11 protein-coding genes are annotated in these 12404 nt (G+C 69.2%); 4 read left to right on the forward strand and 7 right to left on the reverse strand.

Going from position 1 to position 12404, the window contains the following annotated elements; all coding sequences use genetic code 11:
* Positions 1–241: 241 nt before the first annotated feature.
* Positions 242–829, reverse strand: a complete 588-nt coding sequence (locus tag MOV08_RS43170; RefSeq protein WP_052286374.1) for a methyltransferase family protein — start codon at positions 827–829, stop codon at positions 242–244.
* A gap of 40 nt (positions 830–869) precedes the next feature.
* Here MOV08_RS43170 and MOV08_RS43175 point away from each other — a divergent pair, with 40 nt between their 5' ends.
* On the forward strand, positions 870–1385 hold the full coding sequence (locus MOV08_RS43175; protein WP_275311603.1) for a GNAT family N-acetyltransferase: 516 nt from the start codon (positions 870–872) through the stop codon (positions 1383–1385).
* A 91-nt stretch (positions 1386–1476) separates the two neighbouring features.
* Here MOV08_RS43175 and MOV08_RS43180 read toward each other — a convergent pair whose 3' ends face one another.
* From MOV08_RS43180 to MOV08_RS43195, 4 genes are all read right to left on the reverse strand, one after another.
* Positions 1477–2265, reverse strand: coding sequence for an SAM-dependent methyltransferase (locus MOV08_RS43180; RefSeq protein ID WP_107080255.1), 789 nt, complete (start codon positions 2263–2265; stop codon positions 1477–1479).
* Between the two features lie 45 nt (positions 2266–2310).
* Positions 2311–2550, reverse strand: coding sequence for a hypothetical protein (locus MOV08_RS43185; RefSeq protein ID WP_275311604.1), 240 nt, complete (start codon positions 2548–2550; stop codon positions 2311–2313).
* 917 nt (positions 2551–3467) lie between these two features.
* Entirely contained in the window at positions 3468–4193 is a 726-nt protein-coding gene (locus tag MOV08_RS43190) for a prepilin peptidase (RefSeq protein WP_275311605.1), read from the reverse strand.
* A 48-nt stretch (positions 4194–4241) separates the two neighbouring features.
* Complete coding sequence (locus MOV08_RS43195) at positions 4242–7634, reverse strand: LysM peptidoglycan-binding domain-containing protein (protein WP_275311606.1); 3393 nt, start codon at positions 7632–7634, stop codon at positions 4242–4244.
* 648 nt (positions 7635–8282) lie between these two features.
* Here MOV08_RS43195 and MOV08_RS43200 point away from each other — a divergent pair.
* The 3 genes from MOV08_RS43200 (at position 8283) to MOV08_RS43210 (ending at position 11483) form a co-directional block, all read left to right on the forward strand.
* Positions 8283–9359, forward strand: coding sequence for a tyrosine-type recombinase/integrase (locus MOV08_RS43200; protein WP_275311607.1), 1077 nt, complete (start codon positions 8283–8285; stop codon positions 9357–9359).
* A gap of 34 nt (positions 9360–9393) precedes the next feature.
* Positions 9394–9705 (forward strand): helix-turn-helix domain-containing protein, encoded by a 312-nt coding sequence (locus MOV08_RS43205; protein WP_338057438.1) that lies wholly within the window; start codon positions 9394–9396, stop codon positions 9703–9705.
* A 128-nt stretch (positions 9706–9833) separates the two neighbouring features.
* Positions 9834–11483, forward strand: coding sequence for a hypothetical protein (locus MOV08_RS43210; protein WP_275311609.1), 1650 nt, complete (start codon positions 9834–9836; stop codon positions 11481–11483).
* A 20-nt stretch (positions 11484–11503) separates the two neighbouring features.
* On the opposite strand, the gene MOV08_RS43215 is transcribed toward MOV08_RS43210, so the two are convergent.
* Positions 11504–12022: a hypothetical protein gene (locus MOV08_RS43215; RefSeq protein WP_275311610.1), complete on the reverse strand. Its 519-nt coding sequence runs from the start codon at positions 12020–12022 to the stop codon at positions 11504–11506.
* Complete coding sequence (locus MOV08_RS43220; protein WP_275311611.1) at positions 12019–12372, reverse strand: TadE family protein; 354 nt, start codon at positions 12370–12372, stop codon at positions 12019–12021. The genes MOV08_RS43215 and MOV08_RS43220 overlap by 4 nt, the downstream gene beginning before the upstream one ends.
* Between the last annotated feature and the right edge of the window lie 32 nt (positions 12373–12404).

Consider the following 12404-nt stretch of genomic DNA (forward strand, 5'->3'; position numbering starts at 1 on the left):
CACCGCTTTGGCGCGCCGGGCCAAGGGGCGGGCAGTCCTGCGCAGGCGGTGCCGTTTCCCTCCAGTTGGAGTGCCTGGCCTGTCGTAGATGTGCCCCGTGATCGAGGAGACGTCGCCCGAGCGGAGAGAGCGGTCCACAAGACGGAGGCACGCTGCCCCGAAGAAGGCGAAAGGTGGTGGCGGACTGTTGCGTTCGTCTGCGCGCACTGATGGCGGAGGGCACCGTGGTCTCGCGTGCCGGTTACCACACTCTGGGGATGAGGCGGGGAGTGGTGGCGGCGTAGTCGGTGTAATCGGGGCCGAGATGGTGGATGAGGATGGTGTCTTCGGTATGGATGCGGTACAGCAGTGCGGCCAGGGTGCTGCCGGTGAGTACCAGCCAGGCGGGGACGTCGTTGAGCACTGTGGCGGCGCCAGCCACGGCGAGCAGGCCGCCCGTGTAGGAAGGGTGGCGCACATACCGGTAGGGGCCGGTGCGGATGACGGGCTGGTCGTCGCGGACGTCGATGGTGGCGCGGAAGTGGGTGCCGAGGGTACGCACGGCCCACCAGCGCACGGCGAGGCCGGCCCATACGGCAGGGAGAGCGACGAGGGCCGCCGTTGTGCGGTCGCCGACCAGGGGCACGGTCGGCCTGCGCCAAGCGAGTGCAACCGCGCCGGCTTCGCCGAGTACGCCCATACCGAGCAGGACGAGAGTGCTGCGCCGTTCCGACGCCAACGGCCTGCTGCCGCTCCCGCGTCGCCTGGCCATCCAAGCGGCCTCCACCCCGTACCAGGTGGCGCAGGTCAACCCGGCGACAGTCCAGACGCCGACCCGCCAGTTCATCATCTTTCGTTCCTTTTCATCGTGATGCGGTTAACGTTCGATCATGCGCGAGAATCTGCACTGTCGGCCCTTTCGTGAGGAGGACCTGCACCTGCTCGACGGCGTCGCCGAGGACCCCACGGTGCTCGGCCCGTACGCGTGGACGGGCTTCAGCAGTGGACTGCGTCGCCGCTGGGCGGAAACGGGACTGCTGACCGACGACGGCGGAGCGCTGGCCGTGGTGGACCAGGGCGAGCCGGTCGGAGTGGTCTCCTGGCGGAAGGCGGCCTACAACGCCGCCTCTCACGCCTGGAACATCGGGCTGTGCATGCTGCCTGAAGAACGTCGCAGGGGAAGCGGTGAGCAGGCGGCCCGGTGGCTGGTTCACTACCTGTTCGCGCACACCCAGACCAACCGCCTGGAGGCGCACATCGACGCCGAGAACATTCCGTCGCGCACGGGGATCGAGAAGGTCGGCTTCGTCTATGAGGGCATGGCGCGCGGCGCCGCGTTCCGCAACGGGGCCTGGCGGGACGTGTGCCTGTACGGCCTGTTGCGTGAGGACCTCCGCCCGGCATAACCCATGTCCGCGCGGTAATGAGGCGCAGCCGCCGCCCACTCGCCTGCGCCCCGTACCAGCAGCGCGGTAGCCAACCTGCCTGGCTCCCCGGTCACGTTGGCGCGCACAGGCGGGCCGCCGTCTCGCGGTCAGGGGGACGGGCGGGCAACGGTGGCACCACGAGCGTGGACTTGTTGGTCAGCTGCGTATCCGCCAGCTTGGCAAGTGGCACCGGGCTGATCCGCGGCGATGTCACCGGGTACGGGGACGCCTCGTACACCACCACCTCGTGATCAACGCCGTACGCCCCCGCCAACCGCTCGGCCAGCAGCGCTGCGCCGACGCGCGCGTCGAAATCCGGGTCGCGGTCGGTCATGCCGATCACACCGACCTGCCAGAGCACGAGCAGGCTGGTGGCGTCGAAGACACGCCGGCGCAGTAGGAAGTCGCTCGCCTCGAAACTCTGGCAACCGCACGTCCCCGGATCCAACCCAAGGTCGGCGAACAGCCAGTCCTCCGCGGAGGAGCCGGCGAGCATCCGCGCGGGGATCCCTTCCAGCCGTGCTCTGCGCACAGCCTCGTGCCCCGGATAGGCGAATACTCCAGGGTGCCCGTAGAAAGCGCAGCACACCAACCGCTCCCGGCGGACCTCGGACAGGATCTCCTGCACCATCTCCTCGTACGACTCCGACCGGTGCTTGCCCTTGGCGTAGAAGCCCGCCAGCGTGCGCACCGACGGGTTCAGCCGTTCAAGGTAGCCGATGACCATGGGGTCACCGACCAGGCACAGCACCGTATCGGCCTGTTCGAGACATGCCTTCGCCTCCAGCGTCAGATCGCCGACGGCCCGGTAACCGGTCCCAACGACGATGAGCTCCGCCCTTCCGTTGGTCACAGTCACCGGGCCACCGACCTCTCGATGTTCGAATCCACCGCGTGCCGTCGCTCAGTTCTCCTCGTCCGGCGCGTAGATGATGATGATGTGGGCGTCGGGCTGCTCCTTCACCGAGGTGTGGTCGGCCATCATCGACCGCACCTGCTCCGCATCACCTGACAGCACCGCCTGCCGCTCCTGCTCCGACAGCCGAGACGCGGCCAGGTACTGTGCCGGCGCCTCGCTGAACGCGTGCTGCTTGGCAACGTCCGTCGCGAGGTCTTCCATGAACTCCACCACCGCAGGGGACATGACTCCTCCTCGGGTTAGGAATGGCTTCGGACACAGCCATTGCACCCCGCGCCCACCCACCCCGCCACCGCAATCCCTTCCCCGACAACACCGTCACCCGAACGGTGCAGCACCCTCCATCCGGTGTGCGGTCGGCACGAACCCGCGCAGGCACTGAAGACGCACGTGGTGACCGACCCCGAGGTCCCCGACTCACGAAGTTGCTGCGCGTGCCGATCCCGGCCGGGGACCGGGTCAGCCCTGGCGGCCCGGGGCGCCGCTCATCAATTGGCGACGTCACTGAAGGAAGTCAGGACTCCACTCGGAGTGCGTGACCGTCCAGGTCACTGGATGCGGGGTGGGCGCCGCGCTCTTCGGGTGCTCCAAGCACTACGGCCAGGTGCCAACGGGCAGGCCGAGCTGTTGCGGGGTCCGTTCGGCACCTGCGGTCAACGTCGTGCGCCTCGGACCAGTTCGTGCGCCGAGAATCTGCGTCGCGGTCACCACACCCGCAGGACGTGCATCTGCGCCGAGCACGGCCCCGAGTCGCGTCACGCCTCCGGCCGGCTCGTGTGCCGCCCCTGCATCTCCGGGGATGCCCACACCCATTTTCGGAGATCCCTATCAACCGGCCACGACACGCGTCCGATCGGCCACGCCCTGCCACCGGCCGGCTGCCCCGTGGCCGATGGCCGGAATCCCGGAGTCGGCCATCGGCCACGGCTGAGCGTGGCCGATGTACCCGATGGTCATCGGTCATGGCGCAGGCGCGCCTGCCCAACCGCGTGGAGCTGCGGGTATCCGCTGCGGGGTAAGCACGTGCGTAATCGGGCGGCGTCCCTGGGAACGAGCGGAGCGCGGCCAGCGGGAGCAGTTCACGGAACGGGCGACAGAACAAGAGGCGGCCCGCAGATGGCGTGGCCAGCCCTGAGGACAGCTCAACTACTCGTGATCAGAGCTGCGCCCAGAGTGCCGATGATCAAAAACGGCCCGAAGGCCAGTGTGCTCTTGCGGTGTCCGCGCCGGGTGAGCAGGAGCACAACCGCCATCGTGGCGCCCAGGAGATAAGTCAAGAGGAGCGCGAGGACTGCGGCCTGCCGGCTGCGCCACCCGAGCATCGCACCGAGAGAGAGCGCCAGCTTCGCGTCGCCCAGCCCCATCCCGCACAGCGCGAGCACGGTGAACAACCCTCCAGCCGCAGCCGCGACGGTCACGGCGCGCAGAAGGCTCCCGGCCTCCTGGTGAGCGGATGCGACGGTGAGCAACACCAGCGTGCCGACGGCGGCAGCCAGCGTCAGAAGGTTCGGCAGTCGTTGCACCGCGCTGTCGATCAGCAGAAGGCCGGCGCCGAGAAGCGCGATCCAGTACTGGGCAGCGGCGTACCAACCGGCGGCGCCACCGGCCGCGACCACAGCGAACGCGGCGGCGGTGGTGAGCTCCGGCAGCCAGGGCGCACACAGCCGGGCACGGCAGTTGGGGCAGTGGCCGCCGGGAGGCAGCAGCCGCAGCGCGTGCGGGCCCCACGCCGGCACCGGCCGCGGTGAGCAGGCCGGGCAAGTGACGCCGGCGGGCTGCCCGGCCGGGACGGCGAGAGCGACAACGACCGGGCGCAGTCCAACTCCGGCCACAAGGCCCACAAGTGCGGCCAGCAGCTGGTTGAGCATGCGGCGTCCCTCTCATGCTGCGCCCCCGGTGGGCGGCGCCCGGGTCGGTCAGGCGGACTTGCTGAGCTGGGCCAGGATTTCGGCGGTGGACTCCTCCATGTCGACGCCCAATTCCATGTTCAGGGTGTCGAGTTTCTCCGCGGCCCGCTCCAGCGCGTCGTAGTCGCCGAGGGCGGCGTAGGTGCGGAACAGAACGCGGTAGAGGTTCTCCATCTCGGGTGCCGCGTCCAGCCCCTTGGCGGCCGCCCATAGCGCGCCGCGCGGATCGCCCTGCGCCAGGCAGTGCTCGGCCAGGTCCGCTGCGGCGTCCACGATCGCGGAAATCATGTCCTGGGCCTGGTGCTCGGCCCAGGCGTAGCGCCGGCTGTTGACGCCGGAGAACGGCCGGCCCCGCACGAGTTCGAGCGCGGCGCGCAGCCGGGCTGCGGCCTGAGGGCCGGGGCTCTTGACGGCTGCTGCGGTCAGGCGCTGGAAGTGGTGCCAGTCGGAGTCGACCGTCGGGGCCAGGGCGTAGCGGGCGTCGCTGGTGGTGGCGATGGGCGGGAAGAAGGGGTTGCCGTCTTCATCGGTGCCCAGCCAGGTCCGCAGGCGGCTCACGGTGGCGTTGCGGTACTTGCGGGCAGTCTCCCGGCCGGGCCACATCGCTTCGTCCACCGCATGGTGATCCAGGTTCGGGTGCAGCACCAGCCAGGCGGCCAGCTCGATGCAGGTCCGCTGGCGCTTGGACTCGATGCTGCCCCGGGCACCCACGATGTCCACGGGCCCCAGCATCCGCACCACGGGGCCGTCGCCCGCGGTGTCGTCCACCGCAACCTCGGGCTCCGGCGTCTCCTTCGTCAGCGCGACATGTGCGTGTACGGCCGGGCTGTGGTGCCGTGCCGCAGCCGTGGAAGAGCCGGACGGCGTGGACTCGTCCACCTCGCCGGTGTCGAACAAGCCGTTCTCACGCTCGCTCCCGGTGTCGCCTCCAGCTCCATCCGCCTCCTCACTGGCCGGTTCGTCTTCGTAGACGGCGAACTGGGCCATCAGGCTCGGCACCCGGGCAGGGGAGCTGGTCGGTGCCGCCGCGGGGGGAGCGACGGGCGCGGTTGCGGGATTATCCGCCTGTGCCGTGAACCGCGGCAGGTCTGGGACGGCCTTGGGGGGAGTGGCGACGGGCTGTGGGGCAGGGACATCGTCATTGCGGGTAGTCGCCAGAACCTCCAAGGCGTAGGCGTAATCCTCATCGCTCAGGGCTTGGACGTTGCACGAGACCTCTACCTCGGTGCCCGGCAACCGCAGCGTGATCGGCCCGGCCGCCGTATCAGCATCCACCACCTGGGCTCCAGGCAGGGCGCCAGCACCGATGCGGGTGGTCACCAGCGCGGTCGCCGACCGCGGATAGTCGGCAACGACCTGCCGCAGCTCGTCAAGTTCCGCGCCCGCAACGTCATCGGCATCGGCGAGCAAGAGGTGCGGGCTCCACGCAGCGGCGGTCTCCTCCCCGGTCCGTGCGTGACGCAGGCCAGGTGCCCCAAGGATGGCCAGGGCACGCTGCTGTTCGGTGTGATGCGCCCGGATAGTGACCAGCGCGTCGGAGATGTCCGCATGCTCGATGACCCGCTCAGGCAACTCCTCGGGCAGGCCGGGCGCCGACTGGCCGATGGTGGAGAGGGTGAGGTGGTCGGCGAACTCGCTGGCCGCCAACTCCAGGGCCAGCGTGCGCAGCACCCTGTGCCGGTCGGGCCCGGTCAGGTGCAGGTGACCGGCGGTCTCCAGATCGAGCAGGATCAGGTGCCCCTGCTCGTCCCACCCGAGGGAAGCCAGCGTCGGGAAGGGGGATTCGACGTCGTCAGTCTGCTCCTGGGGCAGAAGTGCGCCCCCGCGAGTCGGGCAGGTCCACCGCTGCAGCGCTTCGGGGGCTGCGGTGAAGGGCGGCACGGGGGCGGCCGGTTCGGTCAGGTGCAGCACGATTTCGCGGGGGCCGATCACCACGGCGGACAGCGGCGGCAGCTCCCGGTCGGCGGCGGTGAGATGGACTGCGGCGGTACGCAGGGCACCGTCGAGCATGGTGGTGTCCAGGGCCGTCTCAGCAGTGCGCAGGTTCTGCTCGGCGGCTGCGGCCCCGTCTTCAGGCAGGGCGATGCGGCGGCCGCGGTGGCGGCGGCGCTGCTGGAGGATGCGGCGGGTGGCGAGGGTGGACAGGAGAGCTGCGGCCAGGACGCCGCCACCGATCGCGGCCGCGGCCGCCGGAGTGACACGGCTGTCGCCGTCCAGCCGAGATGCCGTGCTCGGCGTCGAGACAGCAGGGGAGGGGACCTCAGCATCGCTGTGCGGGCCGGTGGACGCGGACGTGGCGGGCTGCGGTGCTGGTGTGCCCTTCTCGGAGGCGCGGCCATCGGACTGCGCACCGGCGCCAGCACCCTCGTCGCCAGCTTGCCGATGCGGGGAAGCAGGCGTGGTTGTGGCACCACGGACGTGGTTGTGCACTTCGCCGTTGCCCTGGTGGCCATCTCGGTGTCCGCTTCCGGTGTGCTCCTTGGGCGGCGTGGGGGTGGGAGCGGCGTGCTGGGTGGGGAGGTCGAGTTGCTGTCCGGGATAGATCAGGTCCGGGTCCTGGATCTCCTGGCGATTGGCCTTGTAGAGGTCGGTCCACCGGTCACCGCCGCCGAGTTTCTTGTCCGCGATCTCGTACAGCGAGTCCCCGGAAGCCACGGTGTACGTCTCGTGCTGCGCCTGCTTCTTGCCGGTGCCGGCACCGGCGTCGACGACGCGGGTCGTGGCATCCTGCGGGGACGGGCCGGTATGGGCGTCGGCAGGGAGGCGGACGACGGTGTCGGCTGGCAGCGTCGCGGTGTCGGGCAAGTGCGGGTTCAGCGCGCGAAGTTCGCTGTGGCGGCGGCCGTTGCCCAGGTAGTGCTCGGCCAGGTCCCCGACCGTCTCACCGGTCGCCCCCACCACGTGGGTGGGCCCGTCGTGCGTTGGCGCGGCCTGCTGCTGGGGAACAGCGGCAGTCGCCTGCGGTGCGGGGGTGTGGGTGGCGGTCGCGACGGGTGCGGCCGTGGCGGTGGCGGGTGCGGCCAGCGCGGTCGCCGGCGGCAGGAAGAGCAGTCCGCCCAGCAGGACCGCGGCCAGGCGCTGCGGCGCGGCCAGCCCTCGGATCCGCGCCGCCGGCCGCCGACGCAGCAGCGCTCCCGCCTCTACCAGGAGGGAGAGGACAAACCAGCCCCACAGTGCCCAGCAGATGAGGGTGATGACGGTGAAGAGCACTTCTCCGCCGTCATCCGGCGCGAGGAGTCCTTGCCCGAGGCCGTCCAGCGTCGGAAGGCCGGCCGGCAGGGTGCCCACCTGCACCAGGACCAGCGGGATGCCCGCCACGAGGGCGAGCAGGGCGAGCAGGCTCCCGGTGAAGCGGGCAGCGGTCAGCGGCCACGGACGGCGCGGCGACAACGGGTGGGGCATGGTTAGTCTCCGACCTGGTGGACGAGCTGGGCGGTGCCGTGTCCGGTGACGGGCAGGGTGGGGCGCCCGACGCTGGCCAGCAGAAGGCAGTGATACGTGTCAGGACGGTCACCGCAAGACGCCGTCCCCCGTCCTCGACCGTGACGCTTCCCTCGACGCCGGCCTGCCGCAGGAAGCTGCGGGCGGCGGAGGTGGCGGCGTCAGGATCCACCACGACGGTGCCGCCGGGGATGGCCTTGCCAGCGTCGATCTGCTGCCCGCCGGCCCGCGCTGCGGCATTGGCGACGTCGTCCGCGTGCGCGGACGCTTTCAGCTGCCCGCCCGCGTCGACGACGAGGGCGAGGAGGGCGAGGAAAACGCCGGCGGCCACGACCCAGAACAACGTCGACGACCCACGCTCACCGTCCACGCCGCTGGGGAGGCGGAGGCGCAGCGTACGGCGGAGCCGCCCGGGGACGAAGTGCCGCATCGTGCCTACCTCCGTGTCGGAAAAGGCGTGCGTTCGCCAGTGACTTCTGCTGCTGGTCATGTCCACTGCCTGGTCAGGGCGTTCACCGGATGGAGTGAAGTACGTGACGAATCTCTAAGAATCATGGAAGTCTTTCGATAATCCTGAAACATGAGCTCTCCGGGTGAACTGGCGCAGTCATGACTCTGGCCGTGGTGCGGAACCTCGCCGCACCCCGCGCCATGCAGTCGGACGTTGACGCCGAGGACTTCGAGCAAGAGATCGTCGACCAGTACGCGTTGGCGCTTGCAGCGACCGGCGCGGTGGACAGCACGGTGGACTTCAGTTGCCGCGCCGTCGTGGACTTCGTTCGGTTCTGTGAGCGCCGCCTGTGGACCCTCGGCGTCGAGGAAGCGGACCGCTATCTGGTGTTTCTGCGCCGGGAGCGGGGCTTGAGACCCTCGACCGTCCAGGCCTACGCCGGAGCAATCGTCCGCTTCTACGACTTCGCGATCAGCCGCTACCAGGGCGATATCCACGCGCTGACGGGCTGCGTCATGACGCAACCGATCGATGAGTTCAACCGGCCGGCCAGAGCCAACCTGTCGCGCGTTCGTGTACCGCCCAGCCGGGAGGAAGTGGAGGCGCTGTTCACCCAGTGGGCTGCTGCGCTGCCCAGCGCGCGCAAGTACCTTCCGGCGGCGCGGGACTACATGGCGGCGTCGCTGTGGCGACGCGGAGGGCTGAGGATCCGCGAGTCGGCGATGCTGGACATCCGCGACTGGCGGCCCGATCTGGGGCATTGGGGCAAGCTGCACATCCGGTTCGCCAAGGGCAGCCGCGGCCGCGGTCCGAAGACCCGTCTGATCCCTGCCATCGACGGCATCGACGCGTTGATGAGTTGGTGGCTCACTGACGTTCGCCACCAGTTTGCTGACGATTGGACGAATCCGGACGCCCCGCTGTTGCCCAGCGAGCGACGCGACGAGCTCACCGGCTCCTGCTGCCGGATTGGCACAGACGCACTGCGCTCGGGGCTGGCCGGGGCGGTGCAACGGTGGTTGCCCGAGTGGGGCGGGTTGCTGACCCCGCACGGGCTGCGACACTACTGTGCCTCGGCGCTGTACGAGCGGGGAATGGACCTCAAGGCGATCCAGGACCTGCTCGGTCACAACTGGCTGTCGACGACCTCGCATTACATCCATGTGCCGAATCAACACATTGAGAACGAGTGGATACAGGCCAACGACCGGACCGCGCTGCGGTTGCAGGTGTGAGCCGAAGGAGCCCACGATGCGGTGGAACTTGCGCATGAAGGCGGCGGAGGCCGGGATCTGGCAGGCGACCCAGATGCGCCGTCGGCTGGCCGAGGCCGGCCTGGAGATCAGCGCGGGAAAAATGTCGATGCTGTGGTCTCGGACTCCGACCACGATCCGACTGGACGACCTCGAGGTGCTGTGCTCCGTCTTGGACTGCACCCCGTGCGATCTGCTGGTGCCGACCGGGACTGCGGCCGCAGCCCGCGACGAACAGCCGTCACCCCGGGCTGCGGGCGAGACCTCGGATAGCCCGGCACCCATCGTGCCGGCCTCAGGCCGTCCCCGGACAAGGCCTCCGTTGTGAGCAGGCCCGTCGCCAGTCTGTGCAAGGTCTGCCGGGCCCTCCCGGAGGCGATCTTGAACACCGGGTACTGCTTTGGCTGCTGGCCCGGCGGGCCGGTGACCCCGCCTCCGTGCCTGCTCTGCGGATCGATGGACTACTACAACACCGGTAAGTGCAGGCGCTGCCACCTCTACGGGACGCCAGCGGTGGAATCCTGCCCGCACTGTCTGGCCTGGGGCACCACCCGTAAGTGGAAATGGCTGTGCCAGGCCTGCCACAGCTGGCGCCAGGCGAACCCCACCCAGGCGCCCTGCCCGACCTGCGGGACCATCGCCCATCTGCACCAGGAGATAGGCATCTGCCGACTGTGTTTCGCCCACGCCCGGAACATGATCCATGTCCTGGGCCGCTTCGACCCGGTGGAGGCCAACCGGCAAGGTCAGCAGTTGTTCTTCGCCGGACTTACCTGGCAAAAGGGGTCCTCGCGCACGGCTCGGCGCGCCGAGCAACGGGCTCGCAACGGTCCCTCGCAGGTCCCTACGAACATGACGAAGCAGCAAAAGACGCTGTTCGAACAGCCCTTGCCGCTCACCGACCGCGACTACATCACCGCCTCTCGCTACGAACAGACCACACTGTTCGCAGCTCAGCGGGACCACACCAAACTTCGGCAACGGGACTTCCCATGGCCGACGGACACCGCGCTGCTGCTCAGGCTGTGGAAGCTTGCCGACCAGCGCTCCGCCAGACTCGGCTGGAGTGCACCGGTCAGGATGCGCTGCCGCGCTGGCCTGCGGATCGCGCTGGGCCTGCAGGACACCCCCGGCGCCCCGATCCCCCTGACCAGCCTGGATTTCCTCACCGAGATCAACCTGACGTCCAAGCACGTCGCCGCCGTCCTTGACGAGGCAGGTCTCCTCATAGACGACCGCGAGAGAGCCCTGGACCGCTGGATCGAGGAACGTCTGGCCGGCCTGCCCGAACAGATGACCAGTGAAGTGCGCATCTGGTACCAGGTCATGGTCACCGGCCGGAGCAAGCCGCCCAGAAGACGACCCCGAAACGCTGGCACGATCCGTCTGCATTTCTCCTGGGCACTGCCAGTCCTCGCAGCCTGGGCCGCCGACGGCCACACCACCCTGCGAACGATCACCCGCGAACACGTCGCCACGGCCCTGGCAGACAGCGATCACCCCTCCCGCACCGGGCAAGGCCTGCGCTCGATGTTCCAACTCCTCAAGCAGGACCACGTTCTGTTCGCCGATCCCACCTACCGGATGCGCCTGGGCTACCACCCGACGCGCGAACCACTGCCAGTCAAAACCGCTGCCATCAACGCCCTGCTCGATCCCTCCAACCCCGCCCGCGCCGCAGTCGCCGCCATCGTTGCCTTCCACGGACTGCACACCGGCCAGGTGCGGGACCTCAAACTCGTCGACATAAGCGCCGGTTGGCTGCACATCGATGGACGTAAGATCCCGCTGGCTGTCCCGGTCCGCGAACGCGTCGCGGCCTACCTCAACTACCGCAACACCACCTGGCCGAACACCGCCAACCCTCACCTGTTCATCAACCGCCGCAGTGCCATGGAACTGCGCAGCGTCGGCAAGCGCTGGATCAAGTTGCTCCTTGGCCCCGACGTCAGCTGCCGATCGATCCGCGAAGACCGGATCCTCGCCGAGGCCCTGGCCACTCGCGGAGACGCACGGCGCCTGCAGGACATGTTCGGCCTCTCGATCAACGCCAGTCTCCGCTACACGAACGTTGTCGACCACCCCGGATTCGTCGACGAGGGGTGAACCCAAGCATCCGTGCGTGCTCATAGCCCAGCACCCACACTTCGGTTCGCACTCCACGACCCTTCAGAATTCCCGAACCCAAGAGCCTTGTCGGCGTACTGGTCGACAACGCTGATGGCTGTGGCCGTGAGCGTCTTGGATCCGGGCAGGCCCGGCACGGTCAGCTGTGAGAGAGGGATGGTGCAGGTGACGGTCGCGGTCACACTCGCGGCCTGGCCCGCAGGCGCGGCGAAGTCACTGGTGTCGATGCGGATGGAGCGGCTGGTGCAGTTGCGGTCTTGCTGCCGCAGCGCGGCCTCGGCGGCGGCTTGACCGCGGGCCTGAGCGATATCGGCATCCGCCGCCTGAGAGGCTGCGCGGGCTGCGGAGTTGGCGGCGCCTTCCACAGAGTTATCGAAGATGCCGGCCAGGCCGTAGGCAGCCAGCAGCCCCAGAAACGGGATCAGCACCGCCACGCAGATGACGGTCTCCAGGGTGTAGGTGCCGCGATCCTGCCGCCACCCGCCCCGCACCCGCCAACGCTTGGGTTCCTGAGTCATCCGCCTACGCTCCAACGCTCTACTGGCACTTCGGCACTCTTGGTCACCTGTGGCCGCCACCCGGGCACCAGCGACAGGCTGCTGCCGGTGACCGTGACTCTCACTCGGTCTGTGGTGGTGCCGCTGGTGGAAATTCCGGCGTCCTGCAGGACGTGGATATGGGAGAGCCAGGCGCGGGCGCGGGTGGTGCCGTCGGCGGGGGTGGCTTTGTAGGCGGCGCCGGCGGTGGCGGCCTTGCGGGCAGCGGTCAGGGCGGCTTCCTGCGCGAGGTACCACATGCCCAGTTGCAGGCCGGTGCACAGCACGAGCATGACGATCGGCGCGAGGATGGTGAACTCCAGCGTCCCCATCCCCGCGTCGCTCTTCGCTCTCGCGGCTATGC

The organism is Streptomyces yunnanensis, assembly GCF_029011865.1.
Classification (GTDB): Bacteria; Actinomycetota; Actinomycetes; order Streptomycetales; family Streptomycetaceae; genus Streptomyces; species Streptomyces yunnanensis.

Coding starts and splice junctions, on each gene's coding strand:
- MOV08_RS43170 (WP_052286374.1), bottom strand. CDS start 829: ATGATGAACTGGCGGGTCGGCGTCTGGACTGTCGCCGGGTTGACCTGC.
- MOV08_RS43175 (WP_275311603.1), top strand. CDS start 870: ATGCGCGAGAATCTGCACTGTCGGCCCTTTCGTGAGGAGGACCTGCAC.
- MOV08_RS43185 (WP_275311604.1), bottom strand. CDS start 2,550: ATGTCCCCTGCGGTGGTGGAGTTCATGGAAGACCTCGCGACGGACGTT.
- MOV08_RS43190 (WP_275311605.1), bottom strand. CDS start 4,193: ATGCTCAACCAGCTGCTGGCCGCACTTGTGGGCCTTGTGGCCGGAGTT.
- MOV08_RS43195 (WP_275311606.1), bottom strand. CDS start 7,634: ATGCCCCACCCGTTGTCGCCGCGCCGTCCGTGGCCGCTGACCGCTGCC.
- MOV08_RS43200 (WP_275311607.1), top strand. CDS start 8,283: ATGACTCTGGCCGTGGTGCGGAACCTCGCCGCACCCCGCGCCATGCAG.
- MOV08_RS43205 (WP_338057438.1), top strand. CDS start 9,394: ATGAAGGCGGCGGAGGCCGGGATCTGGCAGGCGACCCAGATGCGCCGT.
- MOV08_RS43210 (WP_275311609.1), top strand. CDS start 9,834: ATGGACTACTACAACACCGGTAAGTGCAGGCGCTGCCACCTCTACGGG.
- MOV08_RS43215 (WP_275311610.1), bottom strand. CDS start 12,022: ATGACTCAGGAACCCAAGCGTTGGCGGGTGCGGGGCGGGTGGCGGCAG.
- MOV08_RS43220 (WP_275311611.1), bottom strand. CDS start 12,372: ATGGGGACGCTGGAGTTCACCATCCTCGCGCCGATCGTCATGCTCGTG.